Consider the following 22,082-nt stretch of genomic DNA (forward strand, 5'->3'; position numbering starts at 1 on the left):
TTTTTAAGGTTTTCGCCCTACGATTTTTATCGGAAAATTCCAAATCCGTATAAGGAGGGTCCATATGAAATCATTTGTGCTAAGGGCAGGTTTCGCCGTATTGTGCGCGCTTCTGCTGATTAATGCGGCGATTCCCGTGAGCCCTGCGAAAGCGGCTGGAGAACTGACATTATTTACGCCGCAAACCTACATCGCCGTCACCCCCGGCGAATCGATCGACTACAGCGTCGAACTCATCAACCGGACGAACGGAGTGCAAACCGCGCGTCTGTCGGTCTTGGGGCTGCCGGAAGGCTGGGAGACCGAGCTCACGTCGGGAAGTTGGAAAGTGAAAGAGCTTTCCGTCAAACCGGGCGAGAACGAAACTTTATCTATGCGGGTAGAGATCCCATTGAAGGTTGCGAAAGGAGAATACCGTTTCACATTATCCGCCGGCAACGGCAACGTTCTGCCGTTAGCCGTGGAAGTGACGGAACAAGGCACGTTCGAAACGGAATTGACGACCGATCAATCGAATATGGAAGGCCATGCCGATTCCAACTTTACGTTCTCCACGGAGCTTCGCAACCGCACGGCCGAGAAACAACTATATGCGCTTCGCGCGCAGGCCGCTCAGGGCTGGGAAGTCGTGTTTAAAAAAGGAGGCGACCGCGTTTCTTCCGTAGAGGTCGAGCCGGGTCAATCGGAGACGGTGACCGTCGAGGTGGATCCTCCGGAGCAAGTGGAAGCCGGCACATACGACATTCCGATCTCCGCGCAAACAAGCGGCACCTCCGCTAAGCTGAACCTGCAAGTCGTAATAACCGGAAGCTATGACATCAAACTGACAACGCCTTCAGGGCTTTTAAGCACCGATATTACGGCGGGAAGACAGCGGAAGCTAGAGCTTCAAGTGCAAAATACCGGCACCGCCGAATTGGCGGACGTCAATTTAACGGCCGATACGCCTGTCGATTGGAGCGTCGAGTTCGAGCCCGCCACAATCGACACGATTGCCCCGGGGGAATCGAAGCAAGTGATCGCCACGATCAGCTCCGCCAAATCAGCCATCGCCGGCGATTATGTCGTGCAAATGAAGGCGTCGGCCCCGGAAGCGGTGTCCGATGCGCAATTCAGAGTCAGCGTAAAGACGTCCGTATTGTGGGGATGGATCGGCATTCTTATGATCGCAGCCGTTGCGGGAGGCCTGTTCTACTTGTTCCGCAAATACGGGAGGCGATAAATCGTGGATAACCGCGAGCCGATTATTGCGCTTACAGACGTCACGAAAACGTACGGAGAGCAGACGGCGGTCGACCGGTTGAACTTAACCGTGTACCAAGGTGAAATATTCGGTTTGCTCGGACCGAACGGCGCCGGGAAATCCACAACGATACTGATGCTCTTGGGCTTGTCGGAACCGGACTCGGGTCAGGTTCGCGTCTGCGGGCTCGATTCGGTGCGCCAACCGCTGCAGGTGAAACGAAAAGTCGGGTATTTGCCGGATGACGTCGGGTTTTATGAAGACCGGACCGGAATGGAAAATTTGCTCTATACGGCGAGGCTGAACCGGATTCCCGAATCGGAGGCCGCAGACAGGGCCGGCCGGCTGCTCGAGAGGGTCGGCTTGGCGGATGCCGGATCGAAGAAGGTCGGCGCGTATTCACGCGGCATGCGGCAGCGGTTGGGTTTGGCCGACGTGCTGATCAAAAATCCCGAAGTGATGATTCTCGACGAACCGACGCTCGGGCTCGACCCCGAAGGGATGAAGCAGCTGCTGGACTTGATCCGGACGCTGTCCCGCGAGCAAAACATTACAGTCCTCCTCTCCTCTCATCACCTGCACCAAGTACAGTCGATTTGCGACCGGGTCGGCCTGTTCGTGAAAGGGAAGCTCATTGCGGACGGCACGGTGCGCGATTTATCCATGCAATTATTCGGAGACGAAGCGGAATGGATCGAGGCGTCGGCAGACCCGTTGGACGAACCGCTGCTCGAAGCGATCAGAAGCGTTCCCGGGGTGAGAGGAGCCACCCTCTCCGGCAACACGCTTCATATCGAAGCGCCTAAAGACGCCGCATCCGGGATTGCGAGCGCCGTTGTGCAGAGCGGAGCGTCTTTGCATTCCCTGCATCCGAAAGAATACGGACTGGACGAAATATATCTTCGTTACTTCGAGGGGAGGGATTCGAATGCAGACCGGTCTCCATCCGTTTCAAGCGATGGTGCATAAAGAATTGTCGGATCACATTCGAAGTCTTCGAACGAATATTTTGCTGCTGTTGCTTGCCCTTACTTGCTTAGGTTCGATATATGCGGTTATCAACGGGCTGAGGGAGGCCGCATCGGCGGATGAAACTTATAAGCAGTATTTGTTTTTGAAGATGTTTACCGCCACGGACGGGACCGTACCCGCTTTCATCACATTCGTCGGTTTCCTTGGCCCGATTCTCGGTTTGGGGCTCGGATTCGACGCCGTTCAGAGCGAACGAAACAGGGGTACGCTAAGCAGGACGCTCGCGCAGCCCGTTCCCCGGGATTATGTGTTGAACGCGAAGTTTTCCGCAGCTTTGCTCGTTATCGGGGTGTTGTTTCTTGCGATGGGGCTGCTCGTAATGGCGATAGGCATCATCGTTACGGGCATTGTTCCGACACCCGAAGAATTTATAAGAATGATATTGTTTCTGCTTGTCAGCGTTGTATATGTGGCTTTTTGGCTGAACTTGGCGATATTATTTTCCGTCCGGTTAAGGAGTGCGGCCACTTCAGCGCTGGCCGGCCTTGCGATATGGATGTTCTTTATCATCTTCTATCCGATCATTGTGAATTTGCTTGCAGGGAGTATGGCTGCTCCCGACACGTACCAATACGCGCAATGGACCAATTCGTTGACGAGGATCAGTCCGAACACGCTGTTTGAAGAGGCGACGAGCACGCTGTTGGTTCCGGAAATCCGGACGTTGAGCGGTTTCTTAACGGTGGAACAAGCGTACGGAGCGATCGCCAGCCCGCTTCCTCTTACTCAAAGCTTATTGCTCGTTTGGCCGCAATTGACCGCTTTGATCGCCGGTACAATGATTTTCTTCGGATTGTCTTATCTCGCTTTCATGCGTCAAGAGATCCGGTCGCGATAATTGAATAGACCGCTTCTAGGGGATGTCCTGTCATTCAGGACAGCCCCACTTTTTGTTGACAATTATACCCGCGAGTGTATAATTCAATCTGTCTAATCGTAATAATTACGAATAAACTTAATAAATAAATCCAATTTGGGAGGAGGTATATATAGTGAAAGTGCCTGTAATTGTCCTGAGCGGTTTCTTGGGAAGCGGAAAAACAACGTTGCTTCAGCGGCTTTTATTAGATGCCCGGAATAGATCCCTTTCGGCGGCTGTTCTTATGAACGAGCTGGGAAGCTATGATGTCGACGGCCAAATGCTGAAAGGCGCACTTCCGGATGAGCAGCTTGAGAAGTTGATGGACGGTTGTATTTGCTGCAGCAAGAAAAGCGAAATCTCAGCTTCCTTGAACAAATTGCTTTCAGGCAGCCCGGACCTGATTATCATTGAATTAACCGGGGTGGCGAATCCCGAAGAAATCGCGGACGCCTTAACCGAACCGTCCGTTATCCGTCAAGTATTTCTTCATAGTATTGTGACGGTAGTTAACGCGGACATGTTCCTCGAATACAACAGCATTCTTAATCCGGATAGAGAGCTTACTCACACGCTTCGCCGCCAGGTCGAGACCGCGGATTTTATCATAATCAACAAGATAGATCTCGTCACCGAAAATACGTTGGTAAAAGTCGAAAAATCGGTGCGTTCTCTCAATCGTACGGCGCCGATCAGACCTACGACAGGTGCGGACATTAGCCCGGACTATATATTTAAAGAAATTGCCCCTCGCCCGAAATCCAACTTGAATACCGAAATAACGGTTCATCTCAACAAAGGAAAGTCGCCGGTGAAATCGTTCAATGTAATTAAACAAGACCATTCCGACCCGATCCCCGAAAACCAATACTCTTTCAGTAAAATAAAAACGATGGCCATCCCTCTCAACCCTGCCGTGCAGCTATCGTCGAAAGAATTAATGCAAGCGGCTAAATCTTGGGGAAAGGGGCTTCTTCGGGCGAAAGGTTACGTGCCGGTGGACGGAAAGCTGCGGTTGGTCCAGTTCTCCGGCGGAAAACTCTCAATTGAACCGACGAACGAGGAAACAGCCCCCTACTTCGTAATCATAGGTTTTGAGGAAGATGTAGTTAGTACGATGATAATGTTGGAGAAGCGGTTAAACTTGCGCTAAAAGTGAAATGCGGCCCGATTCTTGTTCAAAAGTCGGGTTGTATTTTGGTTCAGCATGTTCCAATGACGGAAAAGCTCGATATTACACACGGTTAACAATCTTCTATTATACTGGATATATACGGCCCGTTCGCAGACCACCCGCCGAGCCGCGATTGTAAGGAGGAAGTTGCCGTGAATTTCGATCACTTGAACGTCTTTTATGCCGCCGCCACGAATAGAAACTTCTCCGAAACCGCCAAAGCACTGCATATGTCTCAACCTACCGTCAGCCAACAAATACAGCAGCTGGAAGACACGCTTCATGTTAAGCTGTTCGAACGGACGACCCGTACAATCAAGCTGACTCAAGCCGGATATATTTTATACCGATATGCCGAACGTATTATCCAATTGGTCCAGAGCGCCGAAAAAGAATTGACCGTCTTTTCCCAAACACTGCACGGAGATTTGGATATCGGTGCAAGCACTACCATCGGCGAGCATGTTCTTCCTTACCTTCTCGGAAACTTCAAAAGACAGTATCCCAGCGTCTTGCTGAGGATGAGAATCGGCAATTCTCAAACGATAGTCGACCAGCTGCTAAAAAACGAAATCCACTTAGGTTTCATCGAAGCGCCAATCTTCCATCCGCTGTTGCAGCATTTTCCCTTCTTGGAGGACGAGCTGGTCGCCGTGTGTTCCGATGGCTACGAGCATCCGCTTCTGGCCAAAAAAGAATCGATGGCGCTAAAAGATTTGCGCGATATTCCGCTGATCTTGCGGGAGCAAGGATCGGGAACGCGGCAAATCATCAATGAAAGCCTTCAAAACGTCAATTTCAATCCGAACGAATTGAATGTCGTGATGGAGCTTGGCAATACGGAGTCGGTCAAAGCCGCCGTCGAAGCGGGCATAGGCATCACAATCCTTTCGAAATCGGCCATCTTGAAAGAATTGAAGCTCGGGACGCTTCGTATTGTGAACGTCAAAGGGGTTCGTTTCAAGAGATATTTTTATATCGTTTCCGACAAAAACAAGGCGCAAACCACAGCGGCTTACACCTTTACCGACTATATTTTGAAGAGATTCGACAGTGAAAGTTAAATCATCCGGGGAACCCGCACCGAATTGACCGCACCCGTTGGGATCTCGCCGCGGAGCGCTGCGAGCAGCTGGTTTGCACTGGACACCGCGAGTCTCTCCCGCGCTTGAACGGTCCCAGTCCCTATATGCGGAGTGAACACCGTGCGATCTGTCTCCTGAAGAAGTTCATCGGGAATAGAAACATTCCGCTCCGGGACGGCGCGGTCTTCGAATTCGAATACGTCCGCCGCATATCCGGCCAAACGGTCTTCTTTCAATGCTCTCGCAACGGCGGCCTCGTCAACGATCGATCCGCGGCTTACATTAACAAGGTATGCGCCGGGTTTCACGAAACGCAATGCCGCTTCATCGATCAGATGAACGCTTTCGGGTCTCAGATCGACGGCAACGAGAATAAAATCGCTTTCCTTCATCAAATCAACCAACTCCATATAATGCACCTTGCCAGCTTCCTCCCAATCGGGCTTCCGGCGAATATCGTGATAGAGGATGGATACGCCGAAGCCGGCCGCCCGGCGCGCGACAGCTTGTCCGATTACACCGAGACCTACAATGCCAATCGCAGAATGATGGAAATCGCGTCCCAAACAGTTGGTCGCATGCCAACCGGCAAACTTTCCGCTTCGAACGTGACGGTCTCCGGGCAATATATTCCTCGAGACGGCGAGGAGCAGACCGATGGCCAAATCGGCTGTCGAATCAGTCAATGCGTCAGGATTGACCGTCACAAGAACATTATGTCTCGTGCACGCATCTACGTCGATATTGTCGTACCCTTTGCCGAAACTCGATATTACACGCACATTAGAAATGCTCCGAACGATATCTTCATCAACAAAATCGCAGACGAAAGCGAGCACCGCATCGGCCTCCCGGGCACGGGCGACGAAATCTTCCTTCGACAAAGGTTCGGTTCCTCCATAGTAATCGATATCGCAATAATCCTCGATCAGGCGGATGCCCGCTTCAGGCATCCGGTGGGAAATGAAAACTTTCGGTCTTGTCATATGCAGTTTATCCTCCGATTATTTTACAGTGTCTCCGCGAACCAGCTGATTGCGGATTATATTTCCGAACGCGTCGACAAGCTGCACCATTAGAAATACTACGGCCAATATCGCAAACACTTCTCGATATTCCATGATACGAAGCGAGGCGATCAATTGAAAGCCGATCCCTCCCGCCCCGATCATCCCTACTACCGTCGAAGCGCGGAAATTGTACTCCCAACGGTACAGTGTGAAGTCTATGGAATGGCTCAATATTTGCGGAATGACGCTGAATACGATCACGTGAAACCGTGATCCGCCGGACGCCTCGACCGCTTCGATCAGCCCGGTATCCACCTTGTCGATCGCCTCCGCATAAAATTTTCCGAGCATGCCTGCGGAATGGATACCAAGCGCCAGTATGCCCGGAAGTATGCCGAACCCGACGGATGCGACGAAAATGATCGCCATCACCAGTTCAGGGATGGTACGCAGGACATTGAATATGGCTTTGGCTGCATGCTTGACGGCGGGATTGCCGGCAGTATTATCTGCGGCCAGAAAGCTGACGGGAAACGCAATGCATACGGCAAGCAGAGTCGCCATAACGCTCATGACGAGCGTTTCGACGACCGCTTTGCCAAGCGAGGAAACAATCCGGAAATCCGGAGGAAACATTTCCCCCAATGTTGAGACCAAGTTGTAGATCGTCCTCCCGCTCGTCAACGCGTCCCAACTTACCCAAACCGTATATCCGAACGACCCCAGCACAAGTGAGAAACCAACGAATCCGATGAATGCCCACCGGCGGCTCATTGCACTTTCTCCAAGTCGATTCCGATCATCTTCACCATCTCACGAATCACGTCAAAATCTTTATCCGCAATCGGTACGAACCCTTCTGTTTTGAGCGGTGACAACACTTCCGGATCTTTCGCTCCGTATATCGCATTCTTGATCGCTTCCTTCAGCTCCGGATCCAGCTCGCTGTTCAAAACCCACGGATAATTCGGATACGGTTTGGACACGTCGATTACTTTCACCTTGTTTTTGTCGATTGCACCTTTTTCGACAAGAGATTCGAAAATCGGCTTGCTCAATCCGCCCGCATGCGCATTGCCGTTTTGCACCGCTTTGGCCACCGCGTCGTGGGCGCCGACAAACTGTTCTTCGTAATCTGCGTCCGGTTCAAGTCCGGCATTTTTAAGCATCTCCTTAGGAATCATATGACTGGAAGTGGATGCAGTGTCTCCGAAGGCAACGGTTTTGCCTTTGATATCGGACAGCTTCTCGATCCCAGCCTCGGCGTTGGCGATCACAACCGCGTTATATGTCGGGGATCCTTTATCCAGCTTGGCTGCAAACGGCTCGGCTTGCTCCATTTTTGTCTTCAGCAGTACATACGAGAGTGGTCCGAAATACGCGAATTCGATTTGCCCTTTGCGCATCGCTTCGATCATCGTCGAATAGTCTGTCGTCACCACAATCTCCACTTCTTTATTTAACGTTTTGGCCAGATAATCCTGAAGCGGCTTGTTGTTACGTATAACAGTGGAGGGAGATTCGTCGGGAAGCAGCGCCACCCTCAATTTGTCCGGATTCGGCTGGACTCCCGTCACCGACCCGTCGGCAAGCTTGTCCTGCGTACAACCGGCGAATATAACGGATAAAATCAAGATCGATGCGATTATGACAATATTTCTCATACCAACACTTCTCCTCTTGTGTGATTTACTCTTGTTTCTGTATTTCCAACATACTTGCCGCCGTAAATCAGCGATAAATCTTCATCCCGCAAGTCATGCGCATTTCCGTTGAAGCAAACGCGACCGCTATGAATGCCGATAATGCGATGTCCATATTCGGCAGCCAGTTCCAGTTGATGCAGATTGCAAAGAATGACCGTCCCCCTGGTTTCGTTGATCGTTCGCAAAATGTCCATGATCTCGCGGCTGGTTACCGGATCCAGATTTGACACCGGCTCGTCCGCCAAGATGATATCCGGATTTTGCGCTAACACCCGAGCGATGCCTACTCTTTGTTTTTGTCCTCCGCTCAAGCGGTCCGCCCGTTCATGCAGCTTGTCACCCAACCCGACAATGTCGATAACTTCTTCCGCTTTCCTTTTTTCTTCGCGGCTGAACATAACGTTCCAATACCCTTTTGCGCCCAAAAGACCGATCAACACATTTTGCAGTACACTCAAGTTTCCAATCACGTTGAAGTTTTGAAAAATAAATCCGACATGCCGGCGTACTCTCTGTAAATTTTTGCGATTCATTTCCATTCCAAGCACGTCAACTTTCCCCGATGTAGGAATGACAAGCCCGTTAATGCAGCGAAGAAGCGTCGACTTCCCGGCTCCGCTGGAACCGAGAACGGCAATGAATTCACCTCTATCCGCTTGAAAGTCGACCTGATGCAAAACGGGCTTCGACCCGAAACTTTTGGACAACTGCTGCACTTGAAGCAACATCGTCTCCACCTCCAATGCCTGCATCGTCTCATAAATCTGTTATCCGAGTATTTGCCTTATGTTTATGAAAGGTTAACTATTCATTACACGGTTCAATATGATCTATTGGATTTTTGAATAAATCGAATATATTAATTCCTCGCTGATTCCCGTATGTACACTCTGCCTTAGCTTCAGACAGACTGATCCTCCGCTCCGATGCTCTCAGAGACTTCACGTTTCGGATCCTCTTGCGGACACTCGATTTGTCGTCATCATTACCATTTTCTGAACCAAAGGGATAGTGTGCGCAAGAAAATTAGAATTGGCAGGGAACCACGGCCATGTAACAATGGTTTATTTGAACATATGAGGAGAACTGCAAAGGGGAGCCGAAACACAGGTCAAAGCCAAATCGGGCAAAAAACCCCGACAGAAATCGGGGCATCAAGGTTCTTATTTATACTTTACACTGCGTTACACCTGGCGGGGACGCATCCACGCGTCCAACGCTTCAAACGATTCGTCCGTGTCGCTTAAACCGAGCTCGTACAACGCTTCGAGCTTGGATTTATCCCGCTCCATCCGGCCGACCGGAAGCTTGTCGGTGGGGCGAATGACGAAAGCTCGTCCCTCCTGTTCAAGCTGCCCGATCAACGACATCGTTTCGTTGTATACCCTCTCCCTTCGTATCATCGCATCCACAAGACCCGGGTAACGCTTGTACAACAATTGAGCAATCCGGCGGCGCCGAAACGGCTTGATCCGGTAAGACGCATCCTTCGTCAGTACGACTACGACCCGGTCGCACCCGTCGTCCAACGCTTTGCGAACCGGAATCGGGTCTGCTACTCCTCCGTCATACATCAACCTGCCGCCGATGTCGACGCCGGGCGCGAAGAACGGCAGCGAGCTTGAAGCTCTAATGATTGCCGCAAAGGCCGAGCGGTCCGCCGTCCATTCCCGATTGCCGTAATATGCAGGTTTGCCGTCTACGGGGTCCGTCGTTCCCATCACGAAAGTTTCCGTAATGGAGAACAGTCTGTCATAGTCGAGAGGATCGATCACGTTCGGAATGCGGTCGAATATGAGATCCATACCGAACACACTGCCGCTTTTGAACCAATTTTTAAAGCTGATATATTCAGGATGATCCGCGAAATCTACCGTTACGCGCCTGTTGCGGCCTCTTTGCCGCGACAGATAGGATACGGCGTTGCAGGCACCCGCCGACACGCCGATGACATACGAAAAAAATAATTCCCGCTCCAAAAACCGTTCCAGCACGCCGGCCGTGTATACGCCCCGCATGCCTCCCCCTTCCAGCACCAAACCGATTCGATCCGTCATCGTTTCCTATCGCCACCTCTTCTATTGAACAGCGGATAAATTCTTCCATTATATTACCATTTTTAAGAGCGATATTGAAACGCACTTTCAATGCGGGAAACGATCGTATACATGATTGCGGCGACTATGGCGATGATAAACAAACTGCCGATAACGAGCGAGAAGTTAAATACTTGGAAGCCGTAAATGATCAAATAACCGAGTCCTTGCTTGGATACGAGAAATTCCCCGACGATCGTTCCGATCCACGACAATCCTACATTCACTTTCAATGCGGAAAGAATAGCAGGAACCGATGCAGGCAAAATGACTCTCGCAAACACGTCTCTCCTGTTTCCTCCGAATAGAAGGACAACCTTCGTATAGTTCGCATCCACTTCTTTAAAGCTGGAATAAATGACGAGCGTGGTAATGATGACCGTTACCGCGAGCGTCATCGCCACAATGGAAAGCGGGGTCGCTCCCAAGCCGACGATAAACAGAGGTCCGAGCGCAACCTTCGGCATGCTGTTAAGCACGACGATGAAAGGATCGAACACTTTGGATAGAAAAGGCGACCACCACAGCACCGCCGCAGCCGCCGCGCCGATCAACGTGCCGAATACGAAACCGGTCACTGTCTCCATGACCGTCGCTCCGACGTGCGGAAGCAAGCTGCCGTCGGCGAGCTTCTCCAGCAGCAGACCGGTAATTTTCGAAGGATAGCTGAACAACAGCACGTCGATCCAAAGGAGCCGCCCCGCCGCTTCCCACACTCCGAAGAACACGATCAAGATTGCGCATTGAGTGATAAGGACGGCACGTCGAACCCGGTCCCGGGAAGCACGGTGTTCCGCATAAACTCTATTCAATAAGCCCTCATCGGCCGCATTTTGCTCCTTCACGCTTCTCCCTCCTCCGTCCGTTCGATTTCGTTCCAAATATCGTGGAACAGCTGCTGAAAGCCGGGCAACTCCCTCGCTTTAAACGGCAACTCGCCGCGAATTCGTTCCGGGATGCCGATCTCCCGCCGAATACGCCCGGGATCGCGATCCATTACGAATACGCGGTCGCTCATCGCCACCGCTTCGGATATGTCATGGGTGACGAGCACCGCAGTCATCCCGTAGGAACGAATCGTCTCCGATACGAGGTCTTCCAGCTTTAATTTGGTGACGTAATCGAGCGATGAGAACGGTTCGTCAAGAAGCAGGATGTTCGGGCGGACGGAGAGCGTGCGGACCAGCGCCGCCCTCTGCCGCATGCCTCCGGACAATTGGTGGGGATATCGGTTGGCCGCATCCGCAAGACCCATCTTCTCCAGCAGCTCAAGAGAATATCGTTCGTTATCTTTGGTGCGGCTGCCCCGAATATCGAGTCCTGTTGCGGCGTTCGCGCGAATCGTTTTCCAGGGAAACAAGTAGTCCTGTTGGAGCATGTAGCCGATTTTCGGATGCGGGCCTTTCACCCGCTCGCCGAAGACGGTCACATCGCCTTCGGAAGGTGCCAGCAACCCGGAAATCAGCGAAAGTATCGTCGTTTTACCGCACCCGCTCGGACCGACCAATGAGACGAACTCGCCGGGATGCACGGCAAAATCAATATGTTTCACCGACAGCGCCGCACCTCGGTCATTCACGTAGGCGTGCGTTACCCGGTTAAAGCCAATCGCTTCAGCCATGCTTCTCCCTCCCTCATCTCGAATGAATCGCTGTCTATTGTTTCGCCTTCTCCGCAAAGCTGTTGTCAACCAAGACGGAATGCTCCACTCGCTCCTTCAACTCTCCAGCTTCTTCCATGACGTCTTGAAGGTTGTTCCATTCCTCGTCGTCGACAATGCCGTCTGTTGCGTATGAGCCTTGCGACTTGTATCGTTCAATAACTCCCTTAATGATCTCGATATCCGTGTCCGGGAAAAATTGTTTCACCGCGTCGGCAATCTTCGCCGTATCTTGCTCTTGCACCCACTGCTGCGCTTTGTAAAGTGCGTTTGTAAATTTCTGCACGGTTTCGCCGTTGTTGTCGATGTAGCTTTTCTTTGCCATGAACACCGTGTACGGCAGACGGCCGCTTTCCACACCGAAGCTTGCGAGAACGCGGCCCTTGCCTTCCCGCTCGAATATCGTCGCCTGCGGCTCGAACAGCTGTACGTAATCGCCCGTTCCGGAAGCGAACGCCGTCGCAATGTTTGCGAATTCCACGTTTTGGATCAATTCCATGTCTTTATGCGGATCGATCCCCTTCTTCTTCATTGCGAATTCTCCCGCCATCTGCGGCATACCGCCTTTGCGCTGTCGTAAGTGTTGTTTAGTGTAACCTAGAGACAAATAAAAAAAATGCAACCCAGATAGGATTGCACTATTGTAAATTGAATATATTATTTCTTGGGAATATGTACTTTTCCAGTGGATAATTGCAATTGCAGTGCTTTGAATTGTATCCTGCGTTCTAGGGGTAACTTATTAAATACTTCTTGGGGATCATCTCCTAGTGGTTCAAGTGTATATTTATCGACAAAGGACACTGATACTTTGTATTCTTTGCCGCTCCGTGTTTTCATTGTAGTCTCATTAACCATATCAGCACCGCCCTCAATAGTAGGGTATGCGGGCGACTTGATAGGACTACTTTTAAACACTAAAGAGTTTGAAGAATTTTTAAAAGAGCTTGTTAGACTCATTGTGTGGATGCATTCCACCTTTCATAAGAGTAGATTTGTTCTATTCGATCAAAAAGAGAGGGCTTCGTACTCCCTCTCCTTCACAATTGCGATTATGTAAGAAAGAAATATGAAACCTGTATGTTTATTTATGTATGATACTTGCATCAACAAAATCAATCGTATATAATGTTCCAAGTGATAAATGATTTGTTTTATTATTTGATAAGCACCAACTCCGATAAAATGGAATAATATGTCAAGGGTAAAAAATTTTACTTGTCACACTCCTGACATTTCAGAATAACACGCTATGGATGATTTGTCCATAGTTTCTTTGCATTTGAACAAAAAATCCCCACCAGCATATTTGCCAGTGGAGATTATCATTTAGTCAAAGTAAATCTAACCGATTAATTTTTCTCATTAGTTTCTATTTTGTCACAATATTGTATTTCTCAGAATTATTTCCTGTAGAAATAATCAATTTATTATTACTATTTCGTTTTATCCCCTCTAACTTAACAACATAATGTTTTTCAATGTAGTATTCGCCAAATATATCTCCATTTTCCCTCGATGGATGACCATTATATAAAACCTTATCGTTCAAGATAACAACTAAGGGATCATTGCTATTAGTAATTCTACCGTATAGAAATAGTTCAAAGTTTTTTCCATACTGTGAAACATTTATTATCGGAGAGTCAGTATCGTCTAAATTTATCTCGTCCTCATAATACCCCGCCTTATCCACTATTACCCCTAATCCAGTTCCCCAGAAAAACGTATGAGGTTCGCCAAACTGTTTTTCGAAATAATATCTGATGTTATGGGGAACACCGAATACGAATGAAATCACGATTGCCATTATTACAATGATACCTATTGTTGTTTTATTAAGATTTCCCATGTGTTCCAAGTCCGTCCTTTGCTCACTAGCAATTCTTCTTCCCATTTTAGCAGGAATATGGAATATTTTATAGAATTAATTGCAAGTCAAAATACACTTGGAGGGATACTAATGATATTTCGATTAAAGAAACATATCCTATTATTATTAACATCTATTCTTCTATTACAACCTACATCTATCTTCGCAAACATTAGCAATGAAATCATCGTTAAAATTGATGGGAAAACGCAAACTTACGACCAGCCACCGACGATTATTAACGGAAGCGTCATGGTGCCATTGCGAGGAATCTTCGAAGCGCTAGATTCAACGCTTACACTTGACGGAAAAGATATCGAAGCGAAACGCGGAGACATTGTCGTTAACCTAACGATTGGATCAGATACCGCTTTAGTTAACGGAAAGACCGTTAAGTTATCGCAAAAGTCTCAAGTGATTAACGGTAGAACCCTCGTTCCTTTGCGTTTCGTTAGCGAGGCGCTTGGTGCGTCCGTAAATTACGACGGTTCAAAGAGGATTGTTACTGTGGAATCTTCGGAAAGCACGTCAGAAACGGAGGTTACTTTCGCAAACTGTGCCGCAGCGAGAGAAGCTGGTAAAGCTCCGTTACATAAAGGCGACCCTGGGTACAGCACAAAATTAGATCGTGATGGTGATGGGATTGCCTGCGAATAGATAAACATATCCCCCACTAGCCTATTATGGTTAATGGGGGATATTATATTATTGCTCTTTCTTAGGATTATCTCTTGCCGTGCTCTGTCCGAAATAAAACGAAACAACACTGATGATAACCGTCTGAATAAAATTGACCTCAAGTTTGCCCATCAAGGAAAGCACGATAAACAATAAGATAATTGCTAATGCAGATAACTTCCTTGTTTCCAGAAGTGATGTTAACTTTTGAATCATTTCTCCATCCCCTTATTAATAATCACATTTTTCCCATCAAATCCAACAGTTGCCCCAAATTGCTCAGATACAAAACGAACTGGAACATAAGATGTGTTATTGATTAAGTAAGCATTCTCTGCTTTAACTCCATTGACCTGTACGCCAATTTCCCGTTGAATCGACGGAAGTTCCTGTACCAAACAATCATTGTATTCTTTAACTACATCTTCCAACATTTGTTCATAGGAACGCCCAGATTGCTTTAAGCCATTTTGCGGATCAGTCTTTCGTTGAGGGTCAAGAATCATATGTCCGACAATATCTTTACTTGGATTCAAATTATATTTGTAACAAATGTATGCCATAACCCATATGTAACGTTTATATGCTTCATTAGCATTGATATTATCTCCAAAACAATACTCGACCCCTGCTGCGATATCATTAGCGTCATCGCCATACATCTGATTGTCTAACGGTTTGTCATACCACACATGCCATGCTTTTTCTGGAGTCCCAGTAAGTAACGGAACACACTCAATTATCTGTTTATCGTCAACAAAAATGTGAGCAGATGCAGACATTTCATTCTTTGAACGCTTAAAATAATCTACGTTGTTTTTTGCTGTAGAATTTTTGTTTCCAGTGTCATGAGCAACAACAAAACCAACTTTAGACATCAAAATACCGGAACGTCTTTTACTTGGTTTAGTGATATAATCTGAAATAATTCTATATTTCATTTTAAATGTCATGGCATCACCTTCAGCAACTCGCCAACCTTAACACCAAAAGCAACACTCAGAGCAACTAAGAGTACGACCCAAAGTATTCTCCAATTCCCCTCCAACATTTTCTTAAACCATTGATCATTGTCCTGTGGTTGATTATTTTGTTGAGTATTAACTTTAAGAGCAGTAATATCTTCACCCATCTTCTCAAGTCGCTGATCCTGCTTGTCGAGTCTGTCGCTATGATTCTTAGTCAGAATTTTTAATTCGATTAAGTTTTCCTTCATGGCTGTGATTGTTTCCGTAATTAGTCTGCGCTGTTCTTTTTGTTCAGCTTTTAATTCGTTGATTTCCTCTTTAAAATTTTGTTCGAGCCGATCTATTCTGTCAAAATCACTCATAATTTTCCCCTTTCCAACAACAAAAAGAGGTAGCATTTCTGCTACCCCATTGATTTTTCATATAAAACTATCGAACTTCGTTAGCGTTAGAATTCTTTCTTAATCGTGAGAATACCATCGACGTGACATTTCATATCCAAATCGCTAGAGTATCTGTTGAAAATGTTATACGAATATTCCTCAGGTGCCATCTTCTCCAATACACCTTTAGGCGCTTTTAAGTCGAGGTAATAGCTGACTCTGTTGAAATGCGTCGTTTCAACTTTTATCGGTTCGCTGATGTTGATTTCAACCGGCACTTCTCCAAAATGCTGACTCAGTTTTTCTTGGGAGTACTTTTGAAATCTTGGAATAAAATCTTCAGGGACGGTACTCGTCACCATGTTCCCCGAAACATCCATATAATAAAAAGGCGTAACACTAATTTCGTATCTAATCAGCCCTAACGGATCATTGCTGAAATCCTCTATTTCAATGCTGTTAGAAGCCATTTTATATTTCACTCTTTCTTTGATAAGCTCTGAGGTTTCTGTGATTTCTTTTGTCGTTGCTTTTATCAAGAGCTGTTGAGTTGCGATGTCATTCACAGACTCCTGAATGACCTTTTTAATGCGCTTTAACGTCTCATAAGTCTGCCTGTCTCCGAATTGATTAATAAGCTTTAAATCGATGTTGTTTACTTTTCCGTCTACTTGAGCAATCTTTTCGTCTAGTTTGCCTAGAAGTCGCTCAATATTTGTTTTCGTGTCATCTGTTTTAAGTGCCTCTTTTAAGGAGATGTAAATAGCGACTAAGGCCAAAGCTATAGAAACAGCAGTGGCAGCATAAGAAAGAAGCGATAATATCTCGTCATCATCAAAAATAAAAAAACCAAAAGTGTAAACTAATGTGAACAGAAGCCAGTACCAGTCTTTATTTTCCCAATTATATTTTTTCATCGTAGTAATCCTCCCTCAGAAAGATAACTACGACAACAACTGATAAATTCCTCTAAATCCTTGGGTGAGGAATTTTAGATTACGCTAATCCCATCTTAGTCAAATTGTATAATCCAACCTGCCCCCAATAAGCCGAACCTGTGCCGTTTCCTACCGAGAAGCGTGTCACTATAGCAGTCGTCCCTGACGGAACAGTAACTTCATGGTAGAATCGACCGTTATCCACTTTCACTTCCCAATCCTTCAACGGTGTCAATCCGGGAGTCCCACCGGTAAATGCCACACCCGCGCCATAAATCACATCAACATCATTTGTCATCTCCGCTATAAACTTTCCGCAGAAAGCAATCTTATCGCCTACAGCAAACTTATTGGTGTCACTAATCGTTTGTTCGAGATATCGATTGCCGCTGGCGTTTGAGGTTGCCGTCATCTTTGCAGCTTTCCCGACGATATTTGCGTTGTCTACAAGCGATGTTGTGACGCTTGAACTTCCGTAGGATATCCAGCTATCAGGCACGCCGTTTGAATCGCCATCCGTTATAAACAGACCGTTAGCAAGCATGTTATGAGGGTCATTATTCCAATCAGGAAGTAACGTTTCAGCATACGGAAGAAATGGCGAAATCTTTTCGAATGCATATTCAGCCATCACTTTTGATCCAACTGATGTTGGGTGGAGGTTGTCTCCTGCGTATCCTGCCTTGAAATTACCGTTTGCCGGATCGACAAGCACCGAATGAAAATCAAGCAGAATGAGTTTATAGCGATATGCCAAATCTTTTATTGCCGTGTTCGTTTGAACCAGCAATGTATCTTTAAGCGTGTCACCTCTTGGAGGCATCGTTCCGATGATGGGTGTAATGTTTGCCGCAAGCAACATCTTTATCATTGCTTCAAGATTTCCAATAGTTGTTGATGTGACCACATCACCGCCTACATCATTTGTTCCGCCAAGAATAACACACATGTCAGGCTTATGGGCAATTACATCCGTTTGCAACCGAGATAACATCATTGCTGTTGTATTTCCGCTGATACCAGAATTTCGCACATAGCGTAACCTTCCGTTGGATCGAGCGATTAACTGCATAAACCACGAACTGTCGCCAAATGAATTATTCGGCAAATCTGTATCGGCTTGCGTAATAGAGTCACCAAGTCCGATAACTTTACATCCAGTTACGGGTTTTAATTTGGCAGCTAATGCCCTAGCAACTAAATCCGCCATCTAGGCCACCGCCTTGCCTTTGACTGTCACCGTACCGCCAGCAACGGCGGAAACCCTCGCCCGGAACCACAATCCCGCAAGTCCGTCAATTTGCCACACTTCGCCGTTGTTGGCTGTTTGCGAAGCCATTGAAAGGTCAGACAGCTTAACCCCTTGAATGGGCGAATACGTGCCGTTCTCCGCATTGGATACTTCGAAGACGATTGTTTTTGATGTGGACGTTCCCGAAATCTCCGTGATTTTAAACGTGTCCGCGCCGCCCATATAGACTGCTGTACCGTTTCCGGCAGCGGTGACAGCGTTTTGAAGCGTAACTTCTTCTGCAACATTTCTGCCCGTTAGCATCATATTGGGCACAAGTTTGCCTGTTTCTTGATCTCTTGTAAATAACATTGGATGATTTGGTAATAATTCATCAGCCATTTTTTACATCTCCTTATTTTTATTAATATAAAAAAGAGCACCAATTAATTTGAGTGCTCTTATGACGCTATGTATGGTTCATCAGTAATCAACCTGTGCTTTCGTTGCCTAACCTTTGTCGTAGTAATGCTTGATTCGCTTCAAATCGCTCATTGTAAGATAAAAGCCCCCGTACCTGAATTTGCCGAAGCACTGTATCGAAGAGTATAAATTGTGTCTAACCTAAAATCCCAACTACTTAGATCATCACCGTTTTGCTTTTTGATAGGCTTTGCACCTAAACCATTTACGTTCAATGTCGATGCTCCAGTGTTTGTAGCATTGGGTTTAATTACAACACCCATTCCATCAACGTAAGATGTGGGTGCGGGGTTAAGTGTAATCGCATATATATTAGATGAGCCGGTAGTGACTGCGTATCCGGGATGACGGACGTAATCGGCGATGTGGTTGTTCAAGTTGGTTTGAGCCGCAGCAGCGGCATCCGCATTCGTTTTCAGTTGCCCGTCGATGATGTCCATATTTGAATTCATTACATTTATATCTGCTGTATCTGTGGCTCTTGTGGGCTTAGTAAGATTATAGTTTGTCGTAAAATTAGCCATTTGTTATATCATCTCTTTCTTGTAGCACAATATTATACAATCTATCATCCGAGGAATTATACAACTCAACGATTTTTCGAAAAACCTTTTTTCTCAGTTCACCTTCTGCCAAGGGAACTGGAAACAAGTCACCAAACTTTTTATTATACAAATTTTCACCCATGATTGCTGTCGTGCGAATTGTTGATAGAACCTGCGTTGTACAATTAGAGATAAGTTCTTCAATCGAAGATTCAAATAGTGTCATTACATCCTCTTGTGTAAATTTGCTTTGTACAATCTCTTTAAATTTATCGTCATACAGAGACACTTATAACACCACCCTTAAAATATGTTTCCTTGATATACTTGATCCCAAGTATACGTTGCTATTTCTTCCCATGTCTTTGTTGCTACTTGTTCCCATGTGTTGTACTTAAATTCGTAATTGATGGCAAGATGGGCCGGTATTATTTCCCTTAATGCATTTTTGATATCATCAATACGACTCGGAATGCCAATTGTAGATACAAATTTAATGGTAATCGTATATATTGATGGAGATTCTATAACTTCAACTTCGCCATTGTTGTAGGATTCAGCAACGGTATTGATTAAATTTACCGTTACAATTCCAATTCCCCGAAGTTTGCTTTTGATCACGCTTCTTCGCTCTGCATATGTTTTTGTCGTATCCTTGGTAATACCACAAACACGTTCCCAATTCGTTAATCCCCAAGTTGCAGTATCAATAAAAAATTGATCTAATACATCTTGTATCTCACCTTTAAGAGAATCAATCTCTATTGCTTCAGCATCCAGTATTCCATTAACAAAAGCAGAATCATCATAGTATCGTGGCAGGTAATCCTGCATATCTGTTCTTGTCGTCATGATAATGTCACCGTTCCTCTAACCGCGACAGATTCATTACCAATGGAGATATTAGATGTTCCACTATTAACTGTCAGATTTGAATAGTCAAGTATAGCATCAGCTTCTAAGATGAGGTTTGCGATTTGCGAATATCGAACAACACTATCTTTAAATGCTAATCCTTTTAAGTAAGTAGTCAATGCAGATTCAATTTGTGTCTGCGCTTCTGATAATGTTGAACCTGATTTTAGTGTCAAAGTAGCAGATACATTTATATTAACCTCTGTAGCACCAACAACAGTTACGTCAACACATACAGGTCGTACAGATTCAATGTAATCCGCAACTTCTTGAACTTTAGAAGCGTCAGGAGACGTTTTTTCGTCATCAAGCAAAATAACTTTAACGGTTCCATTTCCATTCCAAAGTTCAATGGCTTTTGCGTCTGAAATTCCTGATACCGATTTCGCCCATTCAACATAATGATTAGCATTACCGCTTGTCGAAGGCTGTCTCACATGCTCAAGATATTTTTCTAATAATGCCGAATCCGTTTCTTCATCTACACCGCCTGAAAATACAGAGTGGTTTTTTTATTTTAAAAGAAAAAACATCCGAATTAACGGATGTCTTCACCCAAAAAAACTTCTTTAGTGGCAATAACAAAAATCAAATACATACTCCTTATTGTCTCGGTCAAACTCCATATCTATTAAGATCTGGGCACCATCATCATGTCTTCTTACTTTTTTAATAACAACATCGTATTTCTCTTTAGGGTACCGTTTAATGAAATCCTTTGCCTTTTCTAATCCTTGTTTAATTGCTTCTTCCTCTATTAATTCACCGTAAGGAACTGTATTGTAAAACTCTTTCACTACAATAAAGGCTTCCATTTGATCTTTTGTCGCTCTTTTTTCTTCAATAGTTTCTCTTTGACCTACACTATACGAGTCACCAATTAACGGAAGTGTATATATTTTAAATGCAACATCTTGTAGTATTTCTGGCCGACCCTGCTCAAATAACGAAATATATTTCTCTTTTCCACCAAAAACTTGACTTGCATAGTTATCAAATTCTTTACCAAAACTCTTCAACGGATACTTCCCCTTAGGAGCAATAACACAAAAAACAAAACTTTTACCTTCCACATTAACAGTGTCTAGATATTTTTGGATCACTTAATCACTCCCATTTTTTGTTGTACCACTTGGTAATATGATACAATAAGAACGAACGTTCTTCAACTGCATAAATGAGGGTAAAACAAGTGTACGGATTTTTAACCTTATACAGAGAACTTAAAGCACCCGATTACTCGGATGCCTTTATTTAATTTAAATATTCAAACACATTATCTTGATGACAATTAGGGCAAATTGTTCTAATTATACATTTGTTTTCTGACTTCTCGATAATCCTTCCTTGCACTTTATCAATTTTTTCAACCTGTAATGTTGATGAATTAATATGCTGAGGTATAATAACCATCCACTCATACTCATGATTACATTCATTATAAGCACTGTTACATTTATGCTTACCTTCAATTCTCAAAATATCTCCACCTCCCTTATTCTCATCGAAATTCGACAAGAAGAAGGGAAATCCTCTAACCCAAGAGAATTCAATTTAATAACCTAAATGAAACAAGTGCTAATCTTCGACGTATTATTTGCTAAACGCTTAGGGAGCAATTAAATGAATTGGAATATCAATTGGGATATCATTGAAAACATCGTAGCTAACAACATATTTAACACAATTGTCAGTTTAGTATTAGGTGCGTTAATCTCAATAAAAGTTATCGAAGAACGTAAACGAAAAGAAAAGCGAAAATCTCTGCTCCACGTTCTCCGATATGAATTAACCAAATATCCAAAAAAAGATATTTCACAATCACAATATTTTTGGTTCTTGCCGGGAAGAAAAGCACTGATATATAATGTCCTAACCTCTGATATACTTCATCCTAAGAAAGATAACCAATTAATTATTGAACTTTATGAGCTGCTTTCATGGATCGAAAATTATGATGCAGTTGCCCAACTTAACAATATCTCTCTGATTGTATCTTCACAGACGATTGAACATTTAACTGCAATGTCGTATCACTACAACAAAAAAATGCAAGAACAAGGTCGAAAAGTTTTAGAAATGCTAAAAAACTACAAATAGGTGAATCTTGTGCAAAAACCAATTAAAACTGATTTTGACTTGGCTCATCATCTACGCATGGGAACTGTCTGATTAATGCTTATCAAGGAAATGAAATAATCGG

The 22,082-nt window shown here is 45.5% G+C and carries 26 protein-coding genes and 2 pseudogenes; 7 read left to right on the forward strand and 21 right to left on the reverse strand.

The window, feature by feature from the left end:
- Positions 1-64: 64 nt before the first annotated feature.
- The 5 genes from JET16_RS04235 to JET16_RS04255 all read left to right on the forward strand — a co-directional run bounded on the left by JET16_RS04235 (position 65) and on the right by JET16_RS04255 (position 5,372).
- Positions 65-1,222, forward strand: coding sequence for a COG1470 family protein (locus JET16_RS04235; RefSeq protein ID WP_199614391.1), 1,158 nt, complete (start codon positions 65-67; stop codon positions 1,220-1,222).
- 3 nt (positions 1,223-1,225) lie between these two features.
- A complete protein-coding gene (locus JET16_RS04240) occupies positions 1,226-2,212 on the forward strand; it encodes an ABC transporter ATP-binding protein (RefSeq protein ID WP_199614392.1) in 987 nt (328 codons plus the stop codon).
- Positions 2,172-3,113 (forward strand): ABC transporter permease subunit, encoded by a 942-nt coding sequence (locus tag JET16_RS04245; protein ID WP_199614393.1) that lies wholly within the window; start codon positions 2,172-2,174, stop codon positions 3,111-3,113. The genes JET16_RS04240 and JET16_RS04245 overlap by 41 nt, the downstream gene beginning before the upstream one ends.
- 154 nt (positions 3,114-3,267) lie before the next feature.
- A complete protein-coding gene (locus JET16_RS04250) occupies positions 3,268-4,287 on the forward strand; it encodes a CobW family GTP-binding protein (protein WP_199614394.1) in 1,020 nt (339 codons plus the stop codon).
- Between the two features lie 173 nt (positions 4,288-4,460).
- Positions 4,461-5,372, forward strand: coding sequence for a selenium metabolism-associated LysR family transcriptional regulator (locus JET16_RS04255; RefSeq protein ID WP_199614396.1), 912 nt, complete (start codon positions 4,461-4,463; stop codon positions 5,370-5,372).
- Here JET16_RS04255 and JET16_RS04260 read toward each other — a convergent pair.
- The 9 genes and pseudogenes from JET16_RS04260 to JET16_RS04300 all read right to left on the reverse strand — a co-directional run bounded on the left by JET16_RS04260 (position 5,369) and on the right by JET16_RS04300 (position 13,717).
- Positions 5,369-6,379 carry an NAD(P)-dependent oxidoreductase gene (locus JET16_RS04260; protein WP_199614398.1) on the reverse strand — a complete coding sequence of 337 codons (1,011 nt, stop codon included), beginning with the start codon at positions 6,377-6,379 and terminating at the stop codon, positions 5,369-5,371. The genes JET16_RS04255 and JET16_RS04260 overlap by 4 nt on opposite strands.
- A gap of 18 nt (positions 6,380-6,397) precedes the next feature.
- Entirely contained in the window at positions 6,398-7,177 is a 780-nt protein-coding gene (phnE, locus tag JET16_RS04265; RefSeq protein WP_199614400.1) for a phosphonate ABC transporter, permease protein PhnE, read from the reverse strand.
- Entirely contained in the window at positions 7,174-8,067 is an 894-nt protein-coding gene (phnD, locus tag JET16_RS04270; protein WP_199614402.1) for a phosphate/phosphite/phosphonate ABC transporter substrate-binding protein, read from the reverse strand. The genes phnE and phnD overlap by 4 nt, the downstream gene beginning before the upstream one ends.
- Complete coding sequence (phnC, locus tag JET16_RS04275; protein WP_199614404.1) at positions 8,064-8,837, reverse strand: phosphonate ABC transporter ATP-binding protein; 774 nt, start codon at positions 8,835-8,837, stop codon at positions 8,064-8,066. The genes phnD and phnC overlap by 4 nt, the downstream gene beginning before the upstream one ends.
- A gap of 456 nt (positions 8,838-9,293) precedes the next feature.
- Entirely contained in the window at positions 9,294-10,166 is an 873-nt protein-coding gene (locus JET16_RS04280; RefSeq protein WP_199614406.1) for a patatin-like phospholipase family protein, read from the reverse strand.
- Positions 10,167-10,228: 62 nt separating this feature from the next.
- Complete coding sequence (locus JET16_RS04285) at positions 10,229-11,050, reverse strand: ABC transporter permease (protein WP_199614408.1); 822 nt, start codon at positions 11,048-11,050, stop codon at positions 10,229-10,231.
- Complete coding sequence (locus JET16_RS04290) at positions 11,047-11,826, reverse strand: ABC transporter ATP-binding protein (protein ID WP_199614410.1); 780 nt, start codon at positions 11,824-11,826, stop codon at positions 11,047-11,049. Before JET16_RS04290 ends, JET16_RS04285 begins: the two co-directional genes overlap by 4 nt.
- A gap of 34 nt (positions 11,827-11,860) precedes the next feature.
- Positions 11,861-12,445, reverse strand: a pseudogene (locus JET16_RS04295) (ABC transporter substrate-binding protein); the annotation flags it as partial.
- Between the two features lie 792 nt (positions 12,446-13,237).
- Positions 13,238-13,717, reverse strand: coding sequence for a hypothetical protein (locus tag JET16_RS04300; RefSeq protein ID WP_199614414.1), 480 nt, complete (start codon positions 13,715-13,717; stop codon positions 13,238-13,240).
- A gap of 111 nt (positions 13,718-13,828) precedes the next feature.
- On the opposite strand from JET16_RS04300, the gene JET16_RS04305 reads away from it, so the two are divergent.
- A complete protein-coding gene (locus JET16_RS04305; RefSeq protein ID WP_199614416.1) occupies positions 13,829-14,395 on the forward strand; it encodes a stalk domain-containing protein in 567 nt (188 codons plus the stop codon).
- A 48-nt stretch (positions 14,396-14,443) separates the two neighbouring features.
- Here the strand turns inward: JET16_RS04305 and JET16_RS04310 are convergent, their stop codons facing one another.
- The 12 genes and pseudogenes from JET16_RS04310 to JET16_RS04365 form a co-directional block, all read right to left on the reverse strand.
- Positions 14,444-14,632 (reverse strand): hypothetical protein, encoded by a 189-nt coding sequence (locus JET16_RS04310; RefSeq protein ID WP_199614417.1) that lies wholly within the window; start codon positions 14,630-14,632, stop codon positions 14,444-14,446.
- Positions 14,629-15,369: an N-acetylmuramoyl-L-alanine amidase gene (locus tag JET16_RS04315; protein WP_199614418.1), complete on the reverse strand. Its 741-nt coding sequence runs from the start codon at positions 15,367-15,369 to the stop codon at positions 14,629-14,631. Before JET16_RS04315 ends, JET16_RS04310 begins: the two co-directional genes overlap by 4 nt.
- A complete protein-coding gene (locus tag JET16_RS04320; protein ID WP_199614419.1) occupies positions 15,366-15,746 on the reverse strand; it encodes a hypothetical protein in 381 nt (126 codons plus the stop codon). The genes JET16_RS04315 and JET16_RS04320 overlap by 4 nt, the downstream gene beginning before the upstream one ends.
- 86 nt (positions 15,747-15,832) lie before the next feature.
- The gene (locus tag JET16_RS04325; RefSeq protein WP_199614420.1) at positions 15,833-16,684 is read right to left on the reverse strand and encodes a hypothetical protein; all 852 of its coding nucleotides are present in this window, start codon (positions 16,682-16,684) and stop codon (positions 15,833-15,835) included.
- 79 nt (positions 16,685-16,763) lie between these two features.
- The gene (locus JET16_RS04330; RefSeq protein WP_199614421.1) at positions 16,764-17,915 is read right to left on the reverse strand and encodes a GDSL-type esterase/lipase family protein; all 1,152 of its coding nucleotides are present in this window, start codon (positions 17,913-17,915) and stop codon (positions 16,764-16,766) included.
- Entirely contained in the window at positions 17,916-18,338 is a 423-nt protein-coding gene (locus JET16_RS04335) for a hypothetical protein (protein WP_199614423.1), read from the reverse strand.
- Positions 18,339-18,487: 149 nt separating this feature from the next.
- Entirely contained in the window at positions 18,488-18,943 is a 456-nt protein-coding gene (locus JET16_RS04340; protein WP_199614424.1) for a hypothetical protein, read from the reverse strand.
- Positions 18,936-19,253, reverse strand: coding sequence for a hypothetical protein (locus JET16_RS04345; protein ID WP_199614426.1), 318 nt, complete (start codon positions 19,251-19,253; stop codon positions 18,936-18,938). The genes JET16_RS04340 and JET16_RS04345 overlap by 8 nt, the downstream gene beginning before the upstream one ends.
- 14 nt (positions 19,254-19,267) lie before the next feature.
- Positions 19,268-19,816, reverse strand: a complete 549-nt coding sequence (locus tag JET16_RS04350) for a putative phage tail protein (protein WP_233531068.1) — start codon at positions 19,814-19,816, stop codon at positions 19,268-19,270.
- A pseudogene (locus JET16_RS04355) lies at positions 19,813-20,373 on the reverse strand (baseplate J/gp47 family protein); the annotation flags it as partial. The pseudogene JET16_RS04355 and the gene JET16_RS04350, both read right to left, overlap by 4 nt.
- 75 nt (positions 20,374-20,448) lie before the next feature.
- Positions 20,449-20,982, reverse strand: coding sequence for a hypothetical protein (locus JET16_RS04360; protein WP_199614428.1), 534 nt, complete (start codon positions 20,980-20,982; stop codon positions 20,449-20,451).
- Positions 20,983-21,133: 151 nt separating this feature from the next.
- On the reverse strand, positions 21,134-21,358 hold the full coding sequence (locus JET16_RS04365) for a hypothetical protein (protein WP_199614430.1): 225 nt from the start codon (positions 21,356-21,358) through the stop codon (positions 21,134-21,136).
- A 144-nt stretch (positions 21,359-21,502) separates the two neighbouring features.
- Here JET16_RS04365 and JET16_RS04370 point away from each other — a divergent pair, with 144 nt between their 5' ends.
- Positions 21,503-21,979, forward strand: a complete 477-nt coding sequence (locus tag JET16_RS04370) for a hypothetical protein (protein WP_199614432.1) — start codon at positions 21,503-21,505, stop codon at positions 21,977-21,979.
- Positions 21,980-22,082: the final 103 nt, after the last annotated feature.

It is taken from the genome of Paenibacillus alkalitolerans (assembly GCF_016482785.1).
Taxonomy (GTDB): Bacteria; Bacillota; Bacilli; order Paenibacillales; family YIM-B00363; genus Paenibacillus_AE; species Paenibacillus_AE alkalitolerans.